The organism is Streptantibioticus parmotrematis (assembly GCF_019890615.1).
Classification (GTDB): Bacteria; Actinomycetota; Actinomycetes; order Streptomycetales; family Streptomycetaceae; genus Streptantibioticus_D; species Streptantibioticus_D parmotrematis.
In genome coordinates this window covers 88,616-114,162 of record NZ_JAINVZ010000018.1, presented here as the reverse complement: position 1 = coordinate 114,162, position 25,547 = coordinate 88,616, and the positions used below count along the sequence as shown (strand labels likewise).

Below are 25,547 nucleotides of genomic sequence, written 5' to 3'. Positions count from 1 at the left end.
TGATCTTCGTACGAAAGTACGAAACGGGCCCTCGGCGTCTTGGCGGAAGACACGGAAGTCGCGAAAACGCCCACAGAAATGTAAGCGGAATTTAAGGTTGGGGCGCAGAACCGCATCCGGGGCGGGATCGTCCTATGTGGTGGAGGGGACTGCCGTCCCCGCCCGGTGCCTGCCCGGCCGGTTCGCCACCCTTCGGCAGGCGGCCGTTCACCACCGACAGTTAGCATGAGGATCGGGGATGCGGTCGAACAGCCCGCAGTGGGCAGGCGGGACATGAGCGCCGAGTCGTCGGCGCAGCGGTCGGAAGCCACCGGTCGCGTACCGGTCGACGGATCGACCGGTCGGCACCGAACCGATCAGACATCGAGCCGATCGCACGCGATCGGACACCGACACGGACCACCGACAGACAGGGTCTAGCGACATCATGAGTCGACTGAGCGCGCTGAACACTCGACTGAGGCTCCTCTACCGCGAGATCGCCAAGTTCGGTGTCGTGGGCATCGCCGGCATCGGCGTCAACCTCGTCGTGTTCAACCTGCTGCGCGAAACGACACACCTGCAGACCGTCCGCGCGAGCATCATCGCGACCACGGTCTCCATCGCCTTCAACTACGTCGGCTTCCGGTACTTCACCTACCGGGACGCCGAGCGCTCCGGCCGGGGCCGTGAGATCGGGCTGTTCGTCTTCTTCAGTGCCATCGGCGCGCTGATCGAGAACGGCGTGCTGTTCCTGGCCACCTACGGCATGGGCTGGGACGGCCCGCTCGCCAACAACTTCTTCAAGTTCCTCGGCATCGGCGTCGCGACGCTCTTCCGCTTCTGGTCCTACCGCACCTGGGTCTTCCGCTCGCTGCCCGCCAAGGCGGTCGAGCAGGCCGAGGCGATCCTCCTGACCGACGCGGAGCACGCGGCCCGGGCCAACGCCACCCGCAAGTACTGACCGCGTTCCGGCGGCAGTACTGACCGCGTTCCGCCGGCCGCCTGTACGGGCCGCCGCCGTCAGCGCACCGAAGGGGTCCCGTCGTCATCGGGGCCCCTTCGGCCGTCCTGGGTCCGCTCGGCGCCCTCCCGGGCCAGGAACAGGGCGAAGACCGGGGGGCGCTGCTGGAGCAGCTCCAGACGGCCGCCGTCCGCCTCCGCCAGGTCGCGGGCGACCGCGAGGCCGAGGCCGGTGGAGTTGCGCCCGCTGACGGTGCGCTCGAAGACCCGGGAGCCCAGGTCGGGCGGGACGCCCTGGCCCTCGTCGGTCACCTCGGCGACCGCCTGGTTGCCGGTGACCCGCGTGTGGATGCTGACCGCGCCCGAGCCGTGCATCAACGCGTTCTCGATGAGGGTGGCAAGGACCTGGGCGACCGCGCCCGGGGTGCCGACCGCGCGCAGCCCGCGGGTGCCCGAGCGCGACAGCAGCCGCCCCTCGCCCCGGTAGGCGGGCCGCCACTCCTGCATCTGCTGCTTGATGACCTCGTCCAGGTCGAAGGCGACCGCCGAGCCGGACCGCGGGTCGCGCGAGTTGGTCAGCAGCCGCTGCACCACGTCCGTGAGCCGCTCGACCTGGCCCAGCGCGATCGTCGCCTCGTCCTTGACCGTGCGGTGGTCGTCGGTGGCGATGATCTCCTCCAGCCGCATCGACAGCGCCGTCAGCGGCGTGCGCAGCTGGTGGGAGGCGTCGGCGGCCAGCCTGCGTTCGGCCGTGAGCATCTTGGCGATCCGCTCGGCGCTGGAGTCCAGCACGTCCGCGACCCGGTCCAGCTCGGGCACCCCGTAGCGGCGGTGCCGGGGCCTGGGGTCACCGGAGCCCAGCCGCTCGGCGGTCTCCGCGAGGTCGACCAGCGGCGCCACCAGCCGCCTCGCCTGCTGCACCGCGAGCACCACGGCGGCGGCGACGGCCAGCAGCGCCACGGCCAGGATCACCAGGAGTGTCCGGCCCACCGCGCGACTGACCACGGAGCGTGACTCCTCGACGGCGGCGCTCTCGCCGTGCGCCCCCGTGTCGTGGGCCTGGATGACCTCGCCCTTGGGCGGACTGCCCAGGGTGATCGGCGCCTGCCCCGGCACCCGGACGACCGCGTACCGGTCGGAGTCGATCTGCCGGGCCAGGGCCGCGGGAGAGACCTTCTCGCCCGCCGCGATGCGGTTCTCCACCACACCGACCAGCTGGACGGCGTCCGACTGGACCGACTCCCTGGCACTGCTCTCGATCGTCCGGCTCTCCACGATGACCAGGGAGATACCGAAGACGGCGATCACCACGAGCACCACGGCGAGCGTGGAGTTGATCAGTCGGCGGCGCATCGCGGGTCAGCGGCTCAGTTCTTCTCGAAGCGGAAACCCACGCCGCGGACGGTGGAGATGTAGCGGGGGTTGCCGGCGTCGTCGCCGAGCTTCTTGCGCAGCCAGGAGATGTGCATGTCGAGCGTCTTGGTGGACGACCACCACGTGGTGTCCCACACCTCGCGCATCAACTGGTCACGCGTGACGACCCGCCCCGCGTCCCGCACCAGCACCCGCAGCAGGTCGAACTCCTTGGCGGTGAGGGAGAGTTCGTCGTCGCCGATCCAGGCCCGGTGCGACTCCACGTCGATCCGCACGCCCTGGGTGGCGGGCTGCGCCTCGGTGGTGCCGCGCCGCAGCAGGGCCCGCACCCGGGCCAGCAGCTCGGCGAGCCGGAACGGCTTGGTCACGTAGTCGTCGGCTCCGGCGTCCAGGCCGACCACCGTGTCCACCTCGTCGGCGCGGGCGGTGAGCACGAGCACCGGGAAGCCGTGGCCCTCCGTGCGCAGCCTGCGGCACACCTCGAGACCGTCCATGCCGGGCAGTCCGAGATCGAGCACGAGCAGATCCACCGCGCCCTGCAGGCCGGCCTCCAGCGCCGTGGGACCGTCCTCGCGCACCTCGACCTCGTAGCCTTCGCGGCGCAGCGCGCGGGCCAGCGGTTCCGAGATGGACGCGTCGTCCTCGGCGAGCAGTACTCGGGTCATGGGCTGATGGTAGTCCGCACGGCATGGCCCGGGGGGCCGCGGGCAGGGGCTCAAAGGATCACGGTGACAGAGTGTGTCGCCAGAGGTGGCACCATAGGCCTACGAACACTCCCTGTGACGTGCATCTCAAATCGGTGCGATCTTCGCGAGTTGTGCCCTACCGTGAGGAGACGTCCGCAGCACGACCAAAGTGACCCTTGGCCGAACACGAGGTGCCGAGGGTCTTTCTGTAGCCGGAAACTGGCGCGACCAGTCCGGCGCGGGGAGTGCTGCCGGCCGAGCCCACCGCGTGACGACGCGCGGGGGCCGACCCCTCACCCGGGCGCGCGCCGCTCTTCGCGCGTCCCAGGAACGCAAGGATCGACCATGGCGTCCAGCCTGACGAAGGACGCCGCCCAGCAGGTGACCCCTGTTTCCGGCGGCAAGACCTTCTTCGGCCACCCCCGCGGACTGGCCACCCTCTTCATGACCGAGATGTGGGAGCGCTTCAGCTTCTACGGCATGCGCGCCCTGCTCGTGCTCTACCTGGTCGCCCCGACCGCCCAGGGTGGTCTCGCCTTCAAGGCGGCCACCGGCGCGGCGATCTACTCGGTCTACAACGCGACGGTCTACCTGCTGGCCATGCCCGGCGGCTGGATCGCCGACCGGCTGTGGGGTCCCCGCAAGACGGTGGCCGTGGCCGGCGCGATCATCATGACCGGCCACTTCCTGCTGGCCGTGCCGTTCGAGGCCTCGTTCTTCGTCGGCCTGGTCTTCATCGCGGTCGGCTCGGGTCTGCTGAAGGCCAACATCTCCACGATGGTCGGCCACCTCTACCCGGACCGCAACGACTCGCGCCGGGACGGCGCGTTCACGATCTTCTACATGGGCATCAACCTCGGTGCCTTCGCCGCCCCGCTGGTCATCGGCACGGTCGGCCAGAAGGTCAACTGGCACCTCGGCTTCGCCCTCGCGGGCGTCGGCATGGCGCTGGGCCTCGCCCAGTACCTGCTGGGCACCCGTCACCTGGCGCCCAAGAGCAACGAGGTCCCGACCCCGCTGGGTGCCGCCGAGCGCGCCAAGCTGATGAAGAAGGCCATGTTCTGGCTGGTCCTCGCGGTCGCCTTCTACGGCGTCGTGACCGCCACCGGCCACTTCACGATCAACTGGGCGCTGTGGCCGCTGTCGCTGGCCGGCCTGGCCCTGCCCGCGTACTACTTCGTGAAGATCCGCCGCGACCGGGACATCACCGCGGACGAGAAGTCCAAGGTCACCGGCTACATCTGGTTCTTCATCGCGGCCGCGGTGTTCTGGATGATCTACGACCAGTCCGGTTCGACCCTGACGGTCTTCGCGCAGAACAACACCGCGGGCACGCTGTGGGGCTTCGGCTTCCCGAGCAGCTGGTTCCAGTCGCTCAACCCGCTCTACATCATGGCGCTCGCCCCGTTCGTCGCGATGCTGTGGGTGAAGCTGAAGGACCGCAACCCGAGCACCACGGTGAAGTTCGCCTACGGCCTGATCGGCATCGGCCTGTCCTTCGGCGTGATGATGCTGGCGCAGGCCGCGGCGACCGGCGACACCAAGGTCACCCCGCTGTGGCTGGCCGTGGTCTACCTGATCCAGACCGTCGCCGAGCTGAGCCTGTCGCCGGTCGGCCTGTCGGTCACCACCAAGCTGGCGCCGGAGAAGTACGCGGGCCAGATGATGGGTCTGTGGTTCCTCGCGGTCACCGCGGGCGACTGCACCGCGGCGATCATCCAGCTGGTCGCGGGCAACGCGTTCCTGTCGGAGGCGAGCTTCGCGATCCAGGGCGCCGTGGTGGCGCTGGCCGGTATCGCGTTCCTCTTCTACCGCAAGCGCGTCATCAGCCTCATGGGTGACGTCCACTGACGGACCCGCGTGGACAACGCGGGAAAGGGCCCGGTGCCGCTTCGGCGGCACCGGGCCCTTTCGCCTTGCCGTGGGCGGCACCGGGCCCTTCGCGTCGCCGTGGGCGGCCCGGACGGCGAAAAGTGGGCGGCCCCGCACGGCGAAAAGCCGCGTCAGGCCCGGATCGGCCTCACGCGGCTGCGCTCCCTGCCGGGAAGCGACTCAGCGATGTACGGAGAACGGGCTCAGCCCGGCGTGTACGGAGAACAGGCTCAGCCCGGCCAGGCCAGCTCGGCCCACACCGTCTTGCCCTCGCGGCCGTCGGAGGCCCGTACGACCCCCCAGTCCAGGCAGAGCCGCTGCACGATGAACATGCCGTGCCCCCCGGGCCGTCCGGCCTGATGCGGGGTACGCGGCGCGGGATCGCCCTCGCTGCCGTCGCGCACCTCCAGGCGCAGCAGCCGGGGCGCCTGGTGCAGCCGCAGCTCGTCGGGGCCGCCGCCGTGCAGGCAGGCGTTGGTGACCAGCTCGGAGACGACCAGCAGGATGTCCTCCGCGGACGCCTTGCGGTCGGCGGAGGAGGCCGGAAGCCAGCCCCAGTCGTACAGCGCCTGCCGGGTGAAGTCACGAGCCAGCGGTACGACGCCGCTGGCGTCGGTGAGCGTGAGATGACGCGTCTGGTGCCCGGTCGCGGGCTCAGCCGGTTCGCCGGGGTCGCCGTGGTCCGGCCCACGGTCGCCCGGCATGACAGGCCGAGTGGTGCTCATCAGCGCTTCACCTCACCGATGTCCGACAGTTCGAGGAGTCTCCTGCCCGAGGGAACACGGGCGACACCCATGGATTCCTGCGAGCCGATCAGGGGAGCCGGGGCGGCGGTCGTCAGCCCCGCGGCGGCCCGCCCCCCGGCGGGTCGTCGTCACTCGTTCAACGCGTCGGCCAGAGTCTCGTGCAGGGTGAAGACGGCTTCGGCCCCCGTGATCTCGAACACACGGGCGACCGTGGGCAGCAGCCCGGCAAGGTGCACCCCGCCCCCCTCGGCCTCCGCCTTCAGGCGGGCCCCGAGCAGCACGTTCAGTCCGGTCGAGTCGCAGAACTCCAGCTGGGAGCAGTCGACGACGAGCTTGGCGTACCCGTCCTCCACGCTGCTCTCCATCGGCTCCCGCAACAGCTCCGCCGTGTGGTGATCAAGCTCACCGACAGGCGTGAAGATCGCGGACCGGCCTTCCCGCCGCACGGCCACCGTCAGACGGTCCCGGCCGGTCGTGCCGACCATCCCGCGGTCCATGCGCGTTCCTCCTGGTTGCTCGGTTGCGCCACTGAACCCTACGCCGTCGTCGGACCGGGCGGTAGTCGCGGTCCGACAAGGCCTCTTCCGGGCCTCGGCGGCACGTGACACCGGTCACGACCTCCGCAACTCCTTCACGCCGAACTTGCGGCCCGCGGGGGAAAACGGGTAGGCCTGGTAACGAGATGTCCGTGAACGGCTGGCCCGGAGGCGCCGCGCAGCAGAGTGCGTGATCATGTGTTCGGCGATGGCGACTGCCATGGTGGGACGATGGCAGTGGTGCCCGACGTCAGCCCGAGGGAGGAGATCATGACACCCCGGCTCGACGCGCAAACGGAAGACCCCGCGGATCTGGAGGGCCTGGCGGACCTGCCGGACATCCCACCGTTCGACGAGGTGGGACCGGTGGACGCCAGGGCCCTGTCCAAGACGCTCTTCAGCCGCCTGGAGACCCTCGAAGAGGGCACGCCCGAGTACTCCTACGTACGCAACACCCTGGTCGAGCTGAACCTCGCCCTGGTGAAGTTCGCGGCCGCGCGCTTCCGCTCGCGCAGCGAACCCATGGAGGACATCATCCAGGTCGGCACGATCGGCCTGATCAAGGCGATCGACCGGTTCGAGCTGAGCCGTGGGGTGGAGTTCCCCACGTTCGCCATGCCGACGATCATCGGCGAGATCAAGCGCTTCTTCCGTGACACCTCCTGGTCGGTGCGGGTGCCGCGCCGCCTGCAGGAACTGCGGCTGGACCTGGCCAAGGCCGGTGACGAGCTGGCGCAGAAGCTGGACCGCTCGCCGACCGTCGCGGAGCTCGCCGACCGCCTCGACCTGACCCGCGAAGAGGTCGTCGAGGGCATGGCCGCCAGCAACGCGTACACCGCCAGCTCGCTGGACGCGCAGCCGGAGGAGGACGACTCCGAGGGCGCGCTCGCCGACCGGATCGGCTACGAGGACCACGGTCTCGAGGGCATCGAGTACGTCGAGTCCCTCAAGCCGCTGATCGCGAGCCTTCCGGCGCGGGACCGCCAGATCCTGTCGCTGCGGTTCGTGGGCAACCTGACCCAGTCGGAGATCGGCGAGGAACTGGGCATCTCCCAGATGCACGTCTCCCGTCTGCTGTCGCGGACGCTGACGCGGCTGCGCAGGGGGCTGCTCACGGAGAGCTGAGGCCCGCCCCCGCGCGGGGCGCGCCGTGGTGACGGCGGAGGACGCCAGGGGTGGTGATGCGGCCCTGACGCCCTCCGCCTCTGCGTGAGCACGCGCCCGCGCGTTCATGTCAGGGGGTCCCGGCGAGCGGGCTCGCCTGTCGGCCCGGGGTCCTTGGTCCGGCGAATACTTGTCAGCTCGTTGTCTCCGACAAGGATCTGCCCGGGGAAATGCCGCCGAAGGCGGGGCCGGGCGGTCGGCCCAGCACGCCGAGAGCGAGCCCGAAGCCGGGTCCGCGCGTCCGCGGCGGTCCCGCGTTCCTGCCCCTGGCCGGGCGCTCCCGTGAGCGCGCCCGGCCCCCCTCCGTCGTGGCTTGGCGGTCCCCAGGGACGCTAGAGGGCTCGGGCGCCCTTGCGCCAGACCGCCCTGACCAGCGGGACGCCCGGGCGGTACGCCAGGTGCACGTGCGAGGGCGCGTCCAGCAGGACCAGGTCCGCCCGCATGCCGACCGCGATCCCGCCGACGTCCGACCTGCGCAGCGCCCGCGCGCCGCCCGCCGTGGCGGCCCACAGCGCCTCGTTGGGTGTCATGCCCATGTCCCGCACGGCCAGCGCCACGCAGAACGGCATGGAGCTGGTGAACGACGACCCCGGGTTGCAGTCGGTGGACAGCGCCACGACCACGCCCGCGTCCAGCAGGCGGCGGGCGTCCGGCCAGGTCGCCCGGGTGGAGAACTCCGCGCCGGGCAGCAGCGTCGCCACCGTCCGGCCGCCGCTCGCCGCGAGGGCGTCCACGTCGGCGTCGGTCAGGTGGGTGCAGTGGTCGGCGGAGGCCGCCTGGAGTTCCACGGCGAGCTGGACGCCGGGTCCCGTGCCCAGCTGGTTGGCGTGGACGCGCGGGGTCAGGCCGCGCCGCGCGCCGGCGGTCAGGATCGCGCGGGCCTGGTCGCCGTCGAACGCCCCGCGCTCGCAGAACACGTCGACCCAGCGGGCGTGCGGCGCGCACGCGTCCAGCATGGGACCGGTCACCAGCTCGACGTACTTCGCGGGGTCGTCCGCGTACTCCGGCGCGACGATGTGCGCCCCGAGGAAGGTGACCTCCTCGGTGTGGCGGGCGGCGATGCGCAGCGCGCGCTCCTCGTCGTCCGTGGTGAGCCCGTAGCCGGACTTGGTCTCGATGGTCGTGGTGCCCTGGCGCAGCGCCTCGGCGACGTAGCGGGCGACGTTGCCGTCGAGTTCGGCGTCGGAGGCCTCGCGGGTCGCGGCGACCGTCGTACGGATGCCGCCCGCGCTGTACGCCCGGCCCTCCATGCGGGCGTTGAACTCGGCGGTGCGGTCGCCCGCGAAGACCAGGTGCGAGTGGGAGTCGACGAAGCCGGGGATCACCGCCCGGCCCTCGGCGTCGACGTGACTGTCAGTGGCCGGTGCTCTACTGGACGTACCGACCCAGACGACGCGGTCGCCCTCGATCACGACGGCCGCGTCCTGGATCAGGCCGAGAGGCCCCTGACCGAGGGAGGGATCGTTGGTGACCAGGCTTCCGATGTGGGTGATGGCCGTCGTCGTGGCGCCGGTGGGCGCGCTCCTCGGCGTGGGCGTCATCGTCCTGCTCTCCTTGCCGTTCCTGATGACCGTCAGCTTGCCGTTCCCGGCGGGCGTCAGCTTGCCGTCTCTGCTGGGCATCAGCCGTGCAGCGCGCCGATGGCGTCCGCCAGGGCCGCGGGCACGTCCGGCACCAGCAGGTGCCGCCCGTCGCGGACCACGTGGCGGCCGCCCACCACGGTGTGCCGGATGTCGGCCCCGGTCGCCGCGAATACCGCGGTCTCGCCCGCCAGCCGCGCGGGCGGTCCCGCCGTGCGCACCGTGTCCAGCGCCACGGTGCTGAAGTCGGCGAGCGCACCGGGGGCGAGACGTCCCGCCTCGGGCCAGCCGAGCGAGGCGTGGCCGTCGCCGGTCGCGGCGTCGAGCAGCCGCGCGGCGCTCCAGTGCCCGCGCACCTGGGTGCGCAGCCGCTCGTCCAGCTCCATCGCGCGGGCCTCCTCCAGCAGGTCGATGACCGCGTGGCTGTCGCTGCCCAGGCTCAACGGGCAGCCCGCCTCGGCGAGTCGGACGGCCGGGCCGATGCCGTCGGCCAGGTCCCGTTCGGTGGTGGGGCACATGCACACGGTCGTGGACGCCGCGCCCAGCAGCGCGATGTCCTCGTCGGTGAGGTGGGTGGCGTGCACGGCGGAGGTGGTGGGCCGCCAGAAGCCGTGGTCGGCCAGCAGCCGGGTCGGGGTGCGCCCGTGGACGGCGAGGCACGCCTCGTTCTCGGCGGGCTGCTCGGACAGGTGGATGTGGGTGGGCACGCCCTCGGTCCAGCGGGCGAACTCCCCGTAGCCGTCGGCCTCGGAGAAGGCGCGCACCGAGTGCAGCGCCGCGCCGATCCTGGCGTGCCCGCCGCCCTTGAGCGCGCGCCAGCGTTCGTACCAGGCGTCGGCCGAGCCGTCGCCGAAGCGCAGTTGCGGCCCCTCCAGCGGGCGGTGGCCGTCGGAGGTCAGGCCGCCGTGCAGGTAGGCGGTGTCGAGGAGGGTGATGCGGATGCCGGCTTCGGCCGCGGCGGCGATCAGCGCCTCCCCCATGGCGTTGGGGTCGGCGTAGGGCGTGCCGCCGCTCTGGTGGTGCAGGTAGTGGAACTCGCCGACGCAGGTGATCCCGGCGAGCGCCATCTCGGCGTAGACGGCGCGGGCCAGGGCGAAGTAGCTGTCCGGGGTGAGCCGGCCGGCCACCTCGTACATCGTCTCGCGCCAGGTCCAGAAGGTGCCGCGGTCGCGCTGCACGGTGCCGCGAAGGGCGCGGTGGAAGGCGTGGCTGTGGGCGTTGGCCAGGCCCGGCAGGGTCAGGCCGCGCAGGGTGACGGCGCCGGGCGGCGGGGCGGTGACGCCGGTGCGGACGGCGGCGATCGTGCCGTCCGCGGCGGTCTCGATCAGCGTGCCCGGCTCGGCGCGGTCGCCGAGCCAGGCGTGTTGCGCCCAGTAGGTCGGTGCCGTCAGCGACACGCCAGGCCCTCCAGTACGTCGGCGAGCGCGGTGACCCCGGCGAGGCAGTCGTCCTCGTCGGCGGCCTCCGCCGGGGAGTGCGAGATGCCGGTGGGGTTGCGCACGAACAGCATGGCGGTCGGGATGGCGGCGGACAGGATGCCCGCGTCGTGTCCCGCGCCGGTCGGCAGGACGGGCGCGGGGCGGCCGTCGTCGTCGGCGAGGAGCCCGGCGAGCCGGTCGCGCAGCCCGTGTTCGAACTCCACGACGGGGGTGAAGGACTCACGGGTGACGTCGACGCCGATGCCGGAGCGCTCGCCGCTGTCGCGGGCGGCGCGCTCCACGCCTGCGACGACCCGGGCGAGGGTGGCCTCGTCGGCGGCGCGGGAGTCCAGCCAGCCGCGTACCAGCGACGGGATGGCGTTGACGCCGTTGGGCTCGACGGCGACCTTGCCGAAGGTGGCCAACGCGCCTGCCAGTCGGGCCTGTTCGCGGGCGGCGAGCACGGTGTCGGCGTAGGTGAGCATGGGGTCGCGGCGGTCCTCCAGGCGGGTGGTGCCCGCGTGGTTGGCCTCGCCGCGGAAGTCGAAGCGCCAGCGGCCGTGCGGCCAGATCGCGGAGGCGACGCCGACCGGGTCGCCGCTGATGTCCAGGGCGCGGCCCTGCTCGACGTGGAGTTCGACGAACGCGCCGATGCGGGCGAGGCGTTCGGGGTCGGCGCCGATCGCCTCCGGGTCGTACCCGGCGCGTTCCATGGCGTGCGCGAGGGTGATGCCGTCGGCATCGCGCAGTTCGCGGGCCTTGGCGGCGGTCAGCTGCCCCGCCGTCAGCCGCGAGCCGACGCAGGCCAGGCCGAAGCGGGCGCCTTCCTCGTCGCCGAAGTTGGTGATCGCGAGCGGCCGGGTGAACTCGGCGCCGCGGGCGCGCAGTTCGTCGAGCGCGGCGAGCGAGGACACCACGCCCAGCGGCCCGTCGAAGGCGCCGCCGTCGGGGACCGAGTCGAGGTGGGAGCCGGTGACCACGGCGTCACCGGCGGCCGGGTCGCCCAGCCAGGCCCACTGGTTGCCGTTGCGGTCGACCTCGTAGGCCAGGCCGCGCGTGGTGGCCTGCGCCTTGAACCACTCGCGGCAGTCGGCGTCGGCGCCGGTCCAGGCGTAGCGCCGGTAGCCGTGCGAGCCGGCGTCCCGGCCTATCGGGAGCAGGTCGTTCCACAGGCTGTGGAAGGTCCCGGAGGACGGCGGCGCGGTGCGCGCCGCCGTCCGTCCGGCCGCGTCGTGGGTCACGCGGTCCCACCCTCGCGCATCGGGACGCGCACCCCGCGCTCGGCGGCGACCTCGTCGGCGCGGTCGTAGCCCGCGTCCACGTGCCGGATGACGCCCATGCCGGGGTCGTTGGTGAGCACCCGGCGGATCTTCTCGCCCGCCAGCGGCGTGCCGTCGGCGACGGTGACCTGACCGGCGTGGATCGAGCGGCCCATGCCGACGCCGCCGCCGTGGTGGATGGAGACCCAGGAGGCGCCGGAGGCGACGTTGACCATGGCGTTCAGCAGCGGCCAGTCGGCGATCGCGTCGGAGCCGTCGAGCATCGCCTCGGTCTCCCGGTACGGCGAGGCGACCGAACCGCAGTCGAGGTGGTCGCGGCCGATGACGATCGGCGCGGACAGTTCGCCGGAGGCGACCATGTCGTTGAACCGCTCGCCGGCCTTGTCGCGCTCGCCGTAGCCGAGCCAGCAGATGCGGGCGGGCAGGCCCTGGAAGTGGACGCGCTCACCGGCCATCTTGATCCAGCGGGCCAGCGACTCGTTCTCCGGGAACAGATCGAGGATCGCGCGGTCGGTGGCCGCGATGTCCTTCGGGTCGCCGGACAGCGCCGCCCAGCGGAACGGGCCCTTGCCCTCGCAGAACAGCGGCCTGATGTAGGCGGGCACGAAGCCGGGGAAGTCGAACGCCCGGGTGTACCCGGCGAGTTGGGCCTCGCCCCGGATCGAATTGCCGTAGTCGAAGACCTCGGCGCCCGCGTCCTTGAAGCCGACCATCGCCTCGACGTGGCGGGCCATCGATTCGCGGGCCCGCTGGGTGAAGTCGGCGGGCTTGTCCGTGGCGTACGCGGCCATGTCCTCGAACGCGACACCGGTCGGCAGGTAGGCGAGCGGGTCGTGCGCGGAGGTCTGGTCGGTGACGATGTCGACCGGGGCGCCCATGGCGAGCATCTTGGGCAGCAGGTCCGCGGCGTTGCCGAGCAGGCCGATGGACAGCGCCTTGCGCTCGTCGCGGGCCTTGACCGCCAGCTCCAGCGCGTGGTCGAGGGAGTCGGCCTTGACGTCCAGGTAGCGGTGCTCGATGCGGCGGTCGATGGCGCGCGGGTCGCAGTCGATGCAGATGGCGACGCCGTCGTTCATGGTCACGGCGAGCGGCTGGGCGCCGCCCATGCCGCCGAGGCCCGCGGTGAGGGTGATGGTCCCGGCGAGGGTGCCGTTGAACTTCTTCGCGGCGACGGCCGAGAAGGTCTCGTAGGTGCCCTGGAGGATGCCCTGGGTGCCGATGTAGATCCACGAGCCGGCGGTCATCTGGCCGTACATGGTCAGGCCGAGCTGCTCCAGGCGCCGGAACTCCTCCCAGTTCGCCCAGTCGCCGACCAGGTTGGAGTTGGCGATCAGCACGCGCGGCGCCCACTCGTGGGTCTGCATCACGCCGACCGGGCGGCCGGACTGGACGAGCATCGTCTCGTCCTGCTTCAGGCCCTCCAGCGTACGGACCATCGCCTCGAAGGAGCGCCAGTCGCGGGCGGCCTTGCCGGTGCCGCCGTAGACGACGAGCTTGTCCGGGTGCTCGGCGACCTCGGGGTCGAGGTTGTTCTGGAGCATCCGCAGCGCGGCCTCCTGCTGCCAGCCGGGCGCGCTCAGCCGGTTGCCCCGGGGTGCCCGGACCGGGCGGGGACCGGGCTGCGCTGCGGGTCGTGCCGCCGCCGATGCGGACATGCGGGTCGCCTCCTCGCGGGTCGTCGCCCGACCCTGCTTGGATCGAGCCATTCACATACTGTCCGGCTGAATAGAGTTAGTCAACAGGTTGTGTGCGCCGAGTTTCCGCCGCGCGGGCGCGCGGATCGCGTGGCGGGTTCCGTCGCGTCGGCGCGGGGTTTTCGGCGCGTTGCGTCCCGTCTTTCCAGGGTGCCGCAGGTGCGGGCGGGGGCGCGGGTCACCCGCCACGGCGTGCGCGGGCGCGCGGGCGCGTGGTGAAGTGGATGTATGGGTCACGACGCCTCGGGCGACGCCATCGGGCACCCGCACGACCACGCCGCCCCGCCTTCCGGCTCCGGCCGCGACGCGACCGGCCTCGACACCGACGGACTCGACGCCGACGGCCTCGACGTCACCGGCCTCGACGCCGCCGGGCGCCGGGCGCTCGCGCTGCGGGCCGCGGTCGCGGCGGGGCTGCTGGACGACGAGCAGCCGGTGGCCGGACTGATCGACGTCACCGGTGTCCGCGACAGCGCCCGCGCGCTGCGCGACGCCTTCGCCACCCCCGACGTGCCGGTGACCCACACCTTCGCGGTCAAGGCCGCCTCGCTGGTGCCGGTGCTGCGGCTGCTGGACGACGAGGGGATCGGCTGCGAGGTCGCCAGCCCCGGCGAACTCGCGCTGGCCCGCGCCGCCGGGGTGCCCGCGGAACGCACCGTGCTGGACTCCCCCGCCAAGACCCGCGCCGAACTGCGCGAGGCGCTCGACCTGGGCATCGCGGTCAACGCCGACAACGAGGAGGAGCTGACCCGGCTGGACGCGCTCCTGGCCGAGCGCCCGTCCGCGTCACCGGTCGGACTGCGCGTCAACCCACAGGTGGGCGGCGGCGCGATCGACGCGATGAGCACGGCGACCGCCACCTCCAAGTTCGGCGTGGCGCTGCGGGATCCGGGTGCCGAGGAGCGCGTGGTGGCCGCGTTCGCCGCCCGGCCGTGGCTGACCCGGCTGCACGCCCACGTCGGCTCGCAGGGCTGCCCGCTGAAGCTGATGGCGGAAGGCGTGCGGGTGGCGTACGAGCTGGCGGAGCGGATCAACGACACCGTCGGCCGCCGTCAGGTCGGCACCCTCGACATCGGCGGCGGCCTGCCGGTCAACTTCGCGTCCGACGAGGTCACGCCCACCTATCAGGAGTACGCGGACCTGCTGCGCGGCGAGGTCCCGGGGCTGTTCGACGGCCGCTACGGCATCGTCACCGAGTTCGGCCGCTCGCTGCTGGCCAAGCACGGCACGATCCTGGCCCGCGTCGAGTACGCGAAGAGCGCGGGCGGCCGCCGGATCGCGGTCACGCACGCGGGCGCGCAGGTGGCGACCCGTACCGTCTTCGCGCCGGACGCCTGGCCGCTGCGGGTGCTGGCGCTCGGCCCCGAAGGGCGGCCCAAGCGGGGCGACCCGGTGCCGCAGGACGTGGCCGGGCCGTGCTGCTTCGCGGGTGACGTGCTGGCCCGGGCGCGGGAGTTGCCACCGCTGGACGAGGGCGACCTGATCGCGCTGCCCGACACCGGCGCGTACTACTTCTCCACGCACTTCCACTACAACGCGCTGCCCCGCCCGGCCGTCCACGGCTACCTGGTGGCGGACGACGGCTCGGTGCGGTTCGTCACCGTAAGGGAACGGCAGACGGCCGCCGAGGTCGCGGCGGAGAGCGGCGCCGCCCACGCCGAGGGGCTGGCCGGACTGCGGTGAACCGCCGCCGGGTCGGCGCGGCTCAGGCGGGCGCGAGCCTGCGGCGGGCGCCGCCGGGGCGGGCGTCCCCCGCGACCGGTCCGGTCCGCAGGTACGACTTCACGGCCTTGCCCGCGGGCCCGCGGCGCGTCCACTCCGGGCGCACCCACAGCAGCGCCTCGTGCGCTCGCTCCCAGCGGCCGATCCGTACCGACTTCGCCCACAGCCCGGCACCGGCCCCGGCCATCAGCAGGCCGCCCGCGGCGGGCAGCGCCACCGAGGAGCCGACCGCCACCAGCAGGGCGAGCAGCAGCCACCAGCGCCACCGCCGGATCCACAGCCGCGCGGTGACCCCGCGGTCCTGGAGGACGACCGCCTTCGCGGCCTTGGTGGAGGCGTCGGCCAGCGCGGTGTAGCGCCCGGCGCGGACGGCGAACGTGACGACGGCGGCGATCAGGAAGGCGGCCGCCCCGGCGAGCAGTCCGATCCGCCGCCCGGTGAACCCCGGCACGAAGACGCCGCCGACCGCGGCGAGCACTCCGGTCCACCACAGCCACCGCGCGGCCGTCCGTACCATCACCGCGACCCGAGCCAGCGCATACGCCCCGCGCCCCACCACGACCGTCCTCCTCCGCCACGCTTCGACAAGATGACGCCTCGGAGGCTACTCAGCGAACCTCAAAATTCTGTTAGACGTACATGGGGAAACGGTTCGGTCCGACGGCTGCCCCGGGCCGGCCGGCCGTAGAGGAACCGCCCGTTGCTCGGCGGGCCGAGGCCCTAGTCGACGAACAGTCCCCGCGCCGTCGCCCGCGCGTCGAACTCCTCCAGACGCGCCTGGGCGTCGGGCAGGTCGTCGCACATCGACTCCAGCAGCACCCGGCCCAGCATCATCGGCGCGCACGCCGTGTCGAACATCAGCCCGGCGCCGACCGCGGCCGGGATCAGCACGTCGGAGAACTTCGCGACCGGCGCGAACGAGCTGTCGGCGACGGTGACGACGGTGAGCCCGAGGCCCTTGGCGTACTCCAGCGCCTCGACCACCTCGCGCGGGTGCCGGGGCAGCGCGAAGCACAGCAGCGCGCTCGCCCCGGCCCGGGCGGCGGCGTCCAGCCGGTCGGCGAGCATCGAGCCGCTCTCGTCCAGCAGCCGCACGTCGGGGTGGACCTTGGCGGCGAAGTACGCGAAGCCGCCCGCCTGCGGCCCGGCGGCCCGCAGTCCCAGCACCGGCAGCGGCCGGGAGGCGGCCATCAGCCGCCCGGCGCGCACCACCGGCTCGGGGTCGGCGAGGAGCACGGCGAGCTGCTGGAGGTTGTCGATCTCCGCGTGCACCGCCTGCTGGTACTCGTTGTAGGTCTCCTCGCGCGGCGCCTGCGGTGCCGGGGCGACCTCGCGCAGGTGGCGGCGGAGCGCCGGATAGCCGTCGAAGCCCAGCGCCACCGCGAACCGGGTCACCGACGGCTGGCTGACCCCGGCCAGCTCCGCGACCTCCACGCTGGACAGGAACGGCGCGTCGGCCGCCCGGCGCACCAGGCAGTGCGCGATACGGCGCTGGGTCGGGGTCAGCCGGTGCCCGTCGAAGAGCTGCATCAAGCGGGCGGCTCCACCGTCCTGTGTCGCCATCGCGCCCTCCTGGCCTGGCCCCGCTGCTGGGTTCCCATTCAGCGTCCCACGATTGTGCATGACGCCATACATACAGGCCAGACGCCTTCCGCATGGCGGACGTCGGCCCGGCCGCGGATTCCGCGACCGCCTCGCGCGGGGCGACGGTGCCACCGCGGGCTGACGAGACTAGGGCAGGGACGGCAGCGACGCGACGAATTCCAGGATCCCGGCGCTCTCCCCGGCCGTGCGCCAGCTCACCACGGCCCGGGCGGGCGGCAGACCGGTGAGCGGCAGGAACCGCACGCCCGGGTGCCGGTAGGCCTCCATCAGCGCGGTGGACGTGGGGCACACCTCGCGGCTGGTGGCGACCCGGCTGAGCATCTCGTGCTGCGTCTTGACCTCCCCGCCGCGCGCGATGGGCCGCCCGTCCGGCGTGCTCGGCGGCAGGAAGCCCTCCCGCACCTCGGACGGCGTCGCCCGGGGCAGCTCGACCATCGTGTACGCGGACAGCTCGTCGGCGTCCACCGACTCCCGCCGCGCCAGCGGGTGGTCGGCGGCGACGGCCAGCACCCGGGGGTACTCGGCGATCACCGGCCCGGTCGTCAGGTCCAGCTCGCGCACCGGCCAGATGCTCACCAGCAGGTCCACCTCGGCGCGGCGCAGCGGACCGAAGTAGTCGCCCCAGCGGGTCTCGGTCATGCTGACCGGCCACCCCGGATGGGTCGCGCGGAAGGCGGTGACCGCCGCGTCCACCGCGCCGAGGAACGGCCCGAGGAACCCGATGCGCAGCTCCCGCGCGTACGCCCGGGTCTCCTCGATCGCCCGGCGTACGCCCTCGAAGCTCGGCTTGACCCGGTCCAGCAGGAACCGTCCGGAGGGGGTGAGCGCGACCCGGCGGCTGGTGCGGTCGAACAGCCGCCCGCCGACGCGGCGTTCCAGCGACTGGATGAGCTGGCTGACCCGGGGCCGGGAGAGCCCGAGCCGTTCGGCGGCGCGGGCGAAGTGGAGTTCCTCCGACAGGGCGAGGAACGCCTCCAGCTCCCCGAGTTCGGTAAGCGGCACTTACCGATCGTACAGAGGATCGCACTTGATCACGTCTCACCCCCCGGCGACGATGGGATCCCCGGGTCGCCTGCCCTGTCCACGGGGGAGAAAGGGCGGGCGGCCTACGGGCACCTCGCGTACGCGACGGCCGCGGACCCACGACGCGTCAGGCCGCCCGCGCGCGTTCGCGCACGCCTCAGCCCATCGACGCGACGCCTCAGTCCGTCGGCGCCTTCATCAGCGCCGCCGACGCCTCCGCCAGCACCCCGCCGTGCCCGGCGTCCAGCGCGGCCTGCGCGTACCGCACGGCGTCCAGGACGTTGCCCGCGGCGCTGGGCGAGTCCTCGACGCACATCCGCAGGTCGATCTCGACCGGCGTCCCGCCGAACGCCTCGGCCTCGACCCGGATGTAGGCCACCTTGCGGTCCGCGAGGAACGGCACGTACTCGGCGCCCACGTGCACCCGCGGCGCCCCGGCGCCCGCGCCCATCCCCCGCGCCTTGGTCTCCTTCTTGCTCCGCATCCGCTCCGGGTCGCGCAGGTTGAGGAAGTCCATGTTGCCGCCGTTGTTCAACTGGTAGGTGTCGCGCAGCCGTACGCCGCCCGCGGCGAGCGCGTCCAGCAGCGCGTGGTGCACCAGCGTCGAACCGAACTGGCTCTTCAGGTCGTCCCCGATCAGCGGCAGCCCCGCGTCCGCGAAGGCCCGCGCCCACCGCGGCTCGCGGGCGACGCGTGCGGGCATGCAGTTGACGAAGGCGCACCCGGCGCGCAGCGCGGCCTGCGCGTACGCCTCGGTCGCCGACTGGCTGCCGGTGGGAAGGAAGTTGACCAGCACCCGGGTGCCCGTCTCGGTCAGCCGCCGCGCCACGTCCTCCACCGAGGCGTGGCCGGAGGTCTCGATGTGCGGCGCGGTGCCCGCTCCCACGCCGTCCGCCAGCACCCCGTCGTCGACCGGCACACCGAGGTGCGGCACGTCGGCGAAGCGCGAGGCGTTGTTCGGCTCCGCCCAGACGGCCTCGGACAGGTCCTTGCCGATCTTGCCCGCGTCCACGTCGAACGCGGCGGTGAAGGCGACGTCCGCGACCGCGTACCCGGCGCACACCGGGCGGGTCAGCCCCGGGGCGTCGTCGGGCGCGTCCGCGTAGAACTCCACGCCCTGCACGAGCGACGCGACGCAGTTGCCCACGCCCACCACGCCCACCGTGATCCGGCCGGTGCGTTCCGTCATCGGTGTTCCTCCCGTCGGGCGGTACGACGAGGGGCCGGCCGCACGGTTCGCACCGCGCGGTCGGCCCCTGGCCACCGCTCGTCCTCCGTTGTCCTTCCGGCCAACTGCCGGACGCGGAGGGTTATTTCCCGCCCGCTAGCCGGCCGTCACCTGCTCGACCGGTTCAGCTCCCGCTCCGGCGACCGGCCGCCGGAGACCTCGTGGGAGGACTCGCCGCGGTCGGCGTGGCCCGGCCACCAGGCGGCGTGCCCGATGAGCGCGGTCAGCGACGGCGTGAAGAACATCGCCATCACGAACGCGGCCACGATGATGCCGAAGGAGACCGCGAAGCCCATCTCGGTCAGCATCGAGTTGCCGGCGAGCATCATGGTGGCGAAGGTCGCCGCCAGGATGAACCCGGCCGCCGCCACCGTCGGACCGGCGTGCCGCAGCGCCATGCTGGCGGCCTCGCGCGGCTCGCGGCCCTCGCGGGCCTCCTCGCGCAGCCGGGCGATCATCAGGATGTTGTAGTCCGTGCCGATGGCGACCACGAAGAGGTACATGATCACCGGCAGCATGAACATCAGGCCCGAATGCCCCTGCGCCTTCTGGAAGAGGAGCACCGTCGAGCCGAGGGTGGCGCCGAAGCCGAGGCCCACGGACGCCATCAGGTACCAGGGCGCGACCACGCTGCGCAGCAGCAGTCCCAGGATCACCATGATCAGCAGTGCGGCGACCGGGAAGACCGTCTTGTAGTCGTGGTCGACCGCCTTGTTGATGTCCGAGTAGATCGCGGACATGCCGCCGACCAGCGCCTTGGTCCCGGTGGGCGCGTCGGCGTGGGCGACGGTGCGCACGTCGCCGACCGTGCTGAGCGCCTTGTCGCTGGCCGCGTCGTACTTGAGCGTGACCGTGAAGTCGGCGGTCGTGCCCTGCGGGTTGAGCGCGGCGAGCTTGGCACTGGCCACCCCGTCGACACCGCTGAGCCTGGTGGCGTACGAGGGCAGCTCGGCCTTGTCGAGCGGCTTGCCGTCGGTGCTGGTGAGGTAGACGGAAGTCGGCTCGGCGGCGCCCGCCGAGTAGGCGTTCTGCATCTCGGTCTGGACGACCATCGACTCCTTGGTCTTGGGCATCGAGCCCGCGGCCAGGTCGAAGGTGGCCTTGAAGCCGAGGGTGCCCATCGCCAGCGCGACCATGATCACGCCGGAGACCGCGGCGGCCAGCGCCGGACGGCGCTTGACGGTGCGGCCGAGCGCGGCGAACCGCGCGTTGTCCGGCTCGTTCTGCCAGGACTTCGACGGCCAGAAGATCCGTGGGCCGATCAGCGAGACGACCGCGGGGATCAGCGTCAGGCCCGCGATGAGCGTCGCGGCCACCGCGATGGCGAGCGCCGGGCCCATCTGCTTGAGGAAGCCCAGGGTGGACAGGGTCAGCGCGAGGAAGGCGATGACGACGGCGCCCGCGGCCGAGGCGATCGCCTCGCCGACCCGGCCGACCGCGTTGACCATCGCCTCCTTGGGCTCGTCACCGGCCCGCAGCCGTTCGCGATATCGGAACATCAGGAACAGGAAGTAGTCCGTTCCGACGCCGAAGAGCACCACGATCAGGATCGAGGAGACCGAACTGTTGGCCTGGAGGCCGAACAGCTTGGTGGCGTAGGCGATCAGTCCGTTGGCGACGCCCGCGACCACGCCGATGAGGATCAGTGGCAGGATCGCGAGGAGTGGCGCCCGGAAGATGATCAGCAGCGTGACCAGGATGATCACGAAGGTGCCGACGCCGATGAGCGCCTGGCCGCGCTTGGAGGAGTCCTGCTGGTCGAGCGCCTGCGCGGCGGACCCGCCGACCTTGGCGTTCAGATGGGTCCCGGCGGTGAACTTCTTGACGTCGTCGCGCAGCTTCTGGGCCGCGGTGTTCTGCACCGGCTGGCCCGCGTTCTTGCTGTCCATCTGGACCAGGCCCATGTCGTACTTGCCGTCCTTGGACGGCGGGCCGGGGACGACCTTCTGGACCTGGTCGATGTGCGCGCCGCCGAGCTGCGCGGTGACCCGCGCCGCGTCCTTGAGGTCAGCGGGCGTCAGCTTCTGGCCGTCGGTGCGCTGGTACAGGACGATGGCGGACGGCGTGAAGGCGCTGGGGAACGCCTTCTGCTGGAGGTCGGCCGCCTGGATCGACTCGTAGCTCTTGGGCAGGAAGCTCGACTCGTCACTGTTGGACGGCAGGCTCGGTGCGGTGGCGACGATCGCGACGGCGGCTATCACCCACGCCACGATGGTCCATATGGGATGGCGGACGACGGTGCGTCCTATGCGGTGGAACATTCCGGTGCTGCCTCCAGGCAGGACAAATCACCGCCACCCTTGGAGCGGGAACCCGGGCATCGGCGACGCCGACCGGATCAGCTACCGGCCGACTAATGGGCTTGCGCGTGCATCGTAGAAAGCTTAATTGCCGACCGGCAAGTTGATTCCATGGACCCCCGTTCGTCCGGATTCCTCCGCCTGCGTCACCTGACGAGATCGACTGTTCGCCGGATTTCGCCGCTTATGTTCTACGGGATTCAGCCGTCGTACGGCATCCGCCTCGGGGACGAGATCCGGGCCCGGCGTCTACCACGAGGGCAGCAGGGGGACCAGAGCGGCGGCAGCGGATCTTGACGGCCTGCGTCGTGGAGCGGCGGTAGCGGCGGTAGGGGCGGAGGTCCGGCCCGGGTCGTGGAGCGGCGGCGGCAGCGGTCCGGCCTGGGGCGTGGAGCTGCGGCGGCAGCCCTGGCCGGGCTCGCGGATCAGAGTGGCGGCAGCAGCTCCAGGCCTACTCGCGGATCAGAGCGGCGGCAGCAGCTCCAGGCCTACTCGCGGATCAGAGCGGCGGCAGCAGCTTCTTGACCGGCTTGCCCATCGCGTTGCGCGGCAGGGCGTCGAGGAAGCGGACCGCCCGGGGCCGCTTGTGCGCCGAGAGCCTGTCAGCGACGAAGGCGACCAGCTCGCCCTCGCTCACCCCGTCGGCGACCACGTACGCCACGATCTGCTGGCCGAGGTCCGGGTGCGGGGCGCCGACCACCGCGGCCTCGGCGACCGCCGGGTGGTCGAGCAGCGCGCTCTCCACCTCGCCCGCGCCGATGCGGTAGCCGCCGGACTTGATCAGGTCGGTCGAGGCGCGGCCGACGATGCGGTGGGTGCCGTCCGGCTCGACGACCGCCATGTCGCCGGTGCGGAAGAAGCCGTCGTCGGTGAGCGCCGCCCGCGTCGCCTCCGGCCGCCCGAGGTAGCCGTCGAAGAGCGTGGGCCCGCCGACCAGCAGCTCGCCCACCGTCGCCCCGTCGTACGGCACCGGCGAACCGTCCTCGGCGACCAGCCGGGTGGCCACCCCCGCCACCGGGCGCCCCACGCACGCGGGACGCCGCTCGCCGTCGGCCCGGGCGGAGACCGTGATCAGGGTCTCGGTCATGCCGTAACGCTCCACCGGGGACTGGCCGGTGAGGGCCGCCAGGTCCCGGAAGACCGGCTCGGGCAGCGGCGCGCTGCCGGAGACCAGCAGCCGCGCCGACGCCAGCGCCCTGGCCGCCTCCGGCTCGCGCGCCACGCGCGACCAGACGGTGGGCACGCCGAAGTACAGCGTCCCGCCCGCGGCCGCGTAGGCCTGCGGGGTCGGGCGTCCGGTGTGCACCAGGCGGCTGCCGGTGCGCAACGCGCCCAGCACGCCCAGCACGAGGCCGTGCACGTGGAACAGCGGCAGGCCGTGCGCCAGCGTGTCGTCCGCGGTCCACGCCCAGGCGTCGGCCAGCGCGTCCAGGTCGGCGGCGACGGCACGGCGGGAGACCTGCACGCCCTTGGGGGCGCCGGTGGTGCCGGAGGTGTAGAGCGTGAGCGCGATCGCCTCGGGATCGGGCAGCGGCGCGCGGAACCGCCCCCGTTCGCCCGGGCGTACGGGAACGGTCTCGATCCCGTCGTACGTGTCTGTGCCGGCGTCCTCCGCCTCCCGCAGGACCAGCGTGGCGCCGGAGTCGCGCAGGATGTGCGCGCGTTCGGCCGTGCCCGCGTCGGGCGGCACCGGGACCACCCGCACGCCCGCCAGCAGCCCGCCCACGACCGCGATCACCGTCTCCAGGGTGGGAGTGGCGTGCACCGCGACCGCCGGGGCGCCGGCGACGCGCGAGGCGACGGCGGACGCGGCGCCCGCCAGTTCCTCGTACGACAGCGAACGCCCGTCGACCGTCACGGCGTCCTCGCGGTCCCGTTCGGGCGCGGACAGGGCGGTCAGCAGTTCCATCGGTCTCCCCCTCGCGGTGCGGGTCGTGCTCGTGGTCGTGCTTGTGCTTGTGGTGGCGGGCCCACCGCGACCGTACACACCCCGCCCGTCCCGGCTCGTGCGAAACCGGCGCGATCCTCCTCGGGGAGGAGCCCGCCCCCGGGCGATCCGGGGGTTAGCCCCAATGCGGGGGCGCCCGGCGCGCGCCTACCGTGACCATCATGACCGCGTCAGATCCGGAGCTCACCAAGGAGCTCAACGCCACGCTCCAGGCCCGCAAGGACCTCGGTCCGGAGTACGAGTCCGAACTGATCGACTCGTTCCTGGAAAAGGCGGCCCAGCGGCTCGACAACGAGGTCGAGCGCCGGGTCCGCCGTGAACTGGCCCAGCAGCAGACGGCCGGCGCCCGCGTCGCCACCCACGGCGGCCCGGCCCGGCGTCCGACCCCCGACGGCATCCTCGACCCGAGCCGCCGCAGGCTGGGCCTCGCGGTGGTCTCGATGGCCTTCGCGATCCCGCTGTCCGCGATCGGCGCGGTCAACGCGCACCTGCCCGGGCTGCTGGTGACGTGGGCAGGCATCGTGGGCGTCAACGTGGCGCATTCGCTGGGCAGTTCACTCCAGGAGCGCCGGGCGCAGGCGGCGGACGAACGGCGGCGCGAGGACTTCTGAAGGTTGTGGGCGGGGACCGCCGCACCCCGGCAGCGCCAGGGGCGGGACGACGGCGGTCCCCACCGGGGCACGCCGGCCGGACGTCAGGGTTCCGGCGCATGCCCAAGGCAGTCGCGGGAGGTCCGGGAGCCGCTCCGTCCGTCCCCGCTGCCAGCAGTCGGCCCTCGCCGACGCGTCCCACTGTGCCGGACCCGTGTTAACCCCGTGCTGCGCGAGTGTGACGCGAACGTACCGTCTCCGCGCCGCACACGCCCCGGCGCGCGGCCCCCGGCGTGAACCGGAGGCCGCGCGTTCCGCGTGCGTGCCCTACTTGCCCTTCGCCAGGAACGTCAGCAGGTCCTGGCGGCTGACGACGCCCTTGGGCTTGCCCTCGACCAGGACGATCGCCGCGTCGGCGGACTTCAGGACCGCCATCAGGTCGGCGACCGGCTCGCCCGAGCCGACCAGCGGCAGGGACGGGCTCATGTGCTTCTCCAGCGGGTCGGTGAGCTGGGCGCGCTGGGTGAACAGGGCGTCCAGCAGCTCGCGTTCCACCACCGACCCGACGACCTCGGCGGCCATCACGTCGGGGTGGCCCGCGCCGGGCTTGACGATCGGCATCTGCGAGACGCCGTACTCCCGCAGCACCTCGATCGCCTCGCCGACGGTCTCCTCCGGGTGCATGTGGACCAGCTCGGGGATGCCCCCGCTGCGCTCCAGCAGCACGTCGGCGACGGTCTCGCGCTGGTTCTCGTCGGCGAGGAAGCCGTAGTCGGCCATCCACTCGTCGTTGAAGATCTTGCTCAGGTAGCCGCGGCCGCTGTCCGGCAGCAGGACGACCACCACGTCGTCCTCGCCGAGGCGCTCGGCGACCCGCAGGCCCGCCACGACCGCCATGCCGCAGGAGCCGCCCACCAGCAGGCCCTCCTCCTTGGCGAGGCGCCGGGTCATCTGGAACGAGTCCTTGTCGGAGACGGCGACGATCTCGTCCGTGACGTTCCGGTCGTACGCGGTCGGCCAGAAGTCCTCGCCGACGCCCTCGACCAGGTACGGGCGCCCGGAGCCGCCGGAGTAGACCGAGCCCTCCGGGTCGGCGCCGACGATCCTCACCCGGCCCTCGGAGACGTCCTTGAGGTAGTTGCCGGTGCCGGAGATGGTGCCGCCGGTGCCGATGCCCGCCACGAAGTGGGTGATCTTCCCCTCCGTCTGCTGCCACAGCTCGGGACCGGTGGTCTCGTAATGGGAGCGCGGGTTGTTGGGGTTGCTGTACTGGTCGGGCTTCCAGGCGCCCGGCGTCTCGCGCACGAGGCGGTCGGAGACGTTGTAGTACGAGTCGGGGTGGTCGGGGTCGACGGCCGTGGGGCAGACCACGACCTCGGCGCCGTAGGCCCGCAGCACGTTGATCTTGTCGGTGGAGACCTTGTCCGGGCAGACGAAGATGCAGCGGTAGCCCTTCTGCTGGGCCACGATCGCCAGGCCGACGCCGGTGTTGCCCGAGGTGGGCTCCACGATGGTGCCGCCCGGCTCGAGCTCGCCGGACTGCTCGGCGGCCTCGATCATGCGCAGCGCGATGCGGTCCTTGACCGATCCGCCGGGGTTGAAGTACTCGACCTTGACCAGCACCGTGGCCCGGATGCCGGCCGTGACGCTGTTGAGCCTCACCAGCGGGGTGTTGCCGACGAGACTGATCATCGAGTCGTGGAACTGCACGACGTCCTCCGGATGTTTCCCAGTGTGTGGTCGAAAGCCTATGCGCAAGCGCGGCTCGAGGGACGCGTTGCACCGTGGCCCGTAGCGGGCAACAGCTTGTTAGGACCTCGCGCCGAGCGGGAACGCGCG

At 72.5% G+C, this 25,547-nt stretch carries 20 protein-coding genes; 5 read left to right on the top strand and 15 right to left on the bottom strand.

Going from position 1 to position 25,547, the window contains the following annotated elements; translation table 11 throughout:
• Positions 1-427 precede the first annotated feature (427 nt).
• The gene (locus K7472_RS23390; protein WP_222980495.1) at positions 428-943 is read left to right on the top strand and encodes a GtrA family protein; all 516 of its coding nucleotides are present in this window, start codon (positions 428-430) and stop codon (positions 941-943) included.
• Between the two features lie 59 nt (positions 944-1,002).
• On the opposite strand, the gene K7472_RS23385 is transcribed toward K7472_RS23390, so the two are convergent.
• Complete coding sequence (locus K7472_RS23385; protein WP_222980494.1) at positions 1,003-2,295, bottom strand: sensor histidine kinase; 1,293 nt, start codon at positions 2,293-2,295, stop codon at positions 1,003-1,005.
• Positions 2,296-2,309: 14 nt separating this feature from the next.
• Positions 2,310-2,981, bottom strand: a complete 672-nt coding sequence (locus K7472_RS23380; RefSeq protein WP_222980493.1) for a response regulator transcription factor — start codon at positions 2,979-2,981, stop codon at positions 2,310-2,312.
• A 366-nt stretch (positions 2,982-3,347) separates the two neighbouring features.
• Here K7472_RS23380 and K7472_RS23375 point away from each other — a divergent pair, with 366 nt between their 5' ends.
• Complete coding sequence (locus tag K7472_RS23375; RefSeq protein WP_222980492.1) at positions 3,348-4,853, top strand: peptide MFS transporter; 1,506 nt, start codon at positions 3,348-3,350, stop codon at positions 4,851-4,853.
• A 251-nt stretch (positions 4,854-5,104) separates the two neighbouring features.
• Here K7472_RS23375 and K7472_RS23370 read toward each other — a convergent pair whose 3' ends face one another.
• The gene (locus tag K7472_RS23370; protein ID WP_222980491.1) at positions 5,105-5,599 is read right to left on the bottom strand and encodes an ATP-binding protein; all 495 of its coding nucleotides are present in this window, start codon (positions 5,597-5,599) and stop codon (positions 5,105-5,107) included.
• Positions 5,600-5,748: 149 nt separating this feature from the next.
• Positions 5,749-6,117, bottom strand: coding sequence for an STAS domain-containing protein (locus K7472_RS23365; RefSeq protein WP_222980490.1), 369 nt, complete (start codon positions 6,115-6,117; stop codon positions 5,749-5,751).
• 309 nt (positions 6,118-6,426) lie between these two features.
• Between K7472_RS23365 and K7472_RS23360 the strand changes: the two genes are divergently transcribed.
• The gene (locus K7472_RS23360; RefSeq protein WP_222980546.1) at positions 6,427-7,281 is read left to right on the top strand and encodes an RNA polymerase sigma factor SigF; all 855 of its coding nucleotides are present in this window, start codon (positions 6,427-6,429) and stop codon (positions 7,279-7,281) included.
• A 371-nt stretch (positions 7,282-7,652) separates the two neighbouring features.
• On the opposite strand, the gene hutI is transcribed toward K7472_RS23360, so the two are convergent.
• The 4 genes from hutI to hutU all read right to left on the bottom strand — a co-directional run bounded on the left by hutI (position 7,653) and on the right by hutU (position 13,253).
• Positions 7,653-8,861: an imidazolonepropionase gene (gene hutI, locus K7472_RS23355; protein ID WP_222980545.1), complete on the bottom strand. Its 1,209-nt coding sequence runs from the start codon at positions 8,859-8,861 to the stop codon at positions 7,653-7,655.
• Positions 8,862-8,941: 80 nt separating this feature from the next.
• Positions 8,942-10,291: a formimidoylglutamate deiminase gene (locus tag K7472_RS23350; protein WP_252396115.1), complete on the bottom strand. Its 1,350-nt coding sequence runs from the start codon at positions 10,289-10,291 to the stop codon at positions 8,942-8,944.
• Positions 10,288-11,490 (bottom strand): allantoate amidohydrolase, encoded by a 1,203-nt coding sequence (locus K7472_RS23345; protein WP_222980544.1) that lies wholly within the window; start codon positions 11,488-11,490, stop codon positions 10,288-10,290. Before K7472_RS23345 ends, K7472_RS23350 begins: the two co-directional genes overlap by 4 nt.
• A gap of 65 nt (positions 11,491-11,555) precedes the next feature.
• The gene (gene hutU, locus K7472_RS23340) at positions 11,556-13,253 is read right to left on the bottom strand and encodes a urocanate hydratase (protein WP_222980488.1); all 1,698 of its coding nucleotides are present in this window, start codon (positions 13,251-13,253) and stop codon (positions 11,556-11,558) included.
• A gap of 267 nt (positions 13,254-13,520) precedes the next feature.
• Here hutU and K7472_RS23335 point away from each other — a divergent pair, with 267 nt between their 5' ends.
• Entirely contained in the window at positions 13,521-14,975 is a 1,455-nt protein-coding gene (locus tag K7472_RS23335; protein WP_222980487.1) for a type III PLP-dependent enzyme domain-containing protein, read from the top strand.
• Positions 14,976-14,997: 22 nt separating this feature from the next.
• On the opposite strand, the gene K7472_RS23330 is transcribed toward K7472_RS23335, so the two are convergent.
• The 6 genes from K7472_RS23330 to K7472_RS23305 all read right to left on the bottom strand — a co-directional run bounded on the left by K7472_RS23330 (position 14,998) and on the right by K7472_RS23305 (position 23,079).
• Complete coding sequence (locus K7472_RS23330; protein WP_222980543.1) at positions 14,998-15,570, bottom strand: hypothetical protein; 573 nt, start codon at positions 15,568-15,570, stop codon at positions 14,998-15,000.
• A gap of 164 nt (positions 15,571-15,734) precedes the next feature.
• Entirely contained in the window at positions 15,735-16,577 is an 843-nt protein-coding gene (locus K7472_RS23325; protein ID WP_222980486.1) for a MurR/RpiR family transcriptional regulator, read from the bottom strand.
• 168 nt (positions 16,578-16,745) lie between these two features.
• A complete protein-coding gene (locus K7472_RS23320) occupies positions 16,746-17,621 on the bottom strand; it encodes a LysR family transcriptional regulator (protein WP_222980485.1) in 876 nt (291 codons plus the stop codon).
• Between the two features lie 199 nt (positions 17,622-17,820).
• Complete coding sequence (locus tag K7472_RS23315) at positions 17,821-18,831, bottom strand: inositol-3-phosphate synthase (protein ID WP_222980484.1); 1,011 nt, start codon at positions 18,829-18,831, stop codon at positions 17,821-17,823.
• A gap of 146 nt (positions 18,832-18,977) precedes the next feature.
• Entirely contained in the window at positions 18,978-21,131 is a 2,154-nt protein-coding gene (locus K7472_RS23310) for an MMPL family transporter (protein WP_222980483.1), read from the bottom strand.
• A 538-nt stretch (positions 21,132-21,669) separates the two neighbouring features.
• Complete coding sequence (locus tag K7472_RS23305) at positions 21,670-23,079, bottom strand: acyl-CoA synthetase (RefSeq protein ID WP_222980482.1); 1,410 nt, start codon at positions 23,077-23,079, stop codon at positions 21,670-21,672.
• Positions 23,080-23,279: 200 nt separating this feature from the next.
• On the opposite strand from K7472_RS23305, the gene K7472_RS23300 reads away from it, so the two are divergent.
• A complete protein-coding gene (locus K7472_RS23300; protein WP_222980481.1) occupies positions 23,280-23,729 on the top strand; it encodes a hypothetical protein in 450 nt (149 codons plus the stop codon).
• Between the two features lie 306 nt (positions 23,730-24,035).
• Here K7472_RS23300 and K7472_RS23295 read toward each other — a convergent pair whose 3' ends face one another.
• The gene (locus tag K7472_RS23295) at positions 24,036-25,418 is read right to left on the bottom strand and encodes a cystathionine beta-synthase (RefSeq protein WP_222980480.1); all 1,383 of its coding nucleotides are present in this window, start codon (positions 25,416-25,418) and stop codon (positions 24,036-24,038) included.
• Positions 25,419-25,547 lie beyond the last annotated feature (129 nt).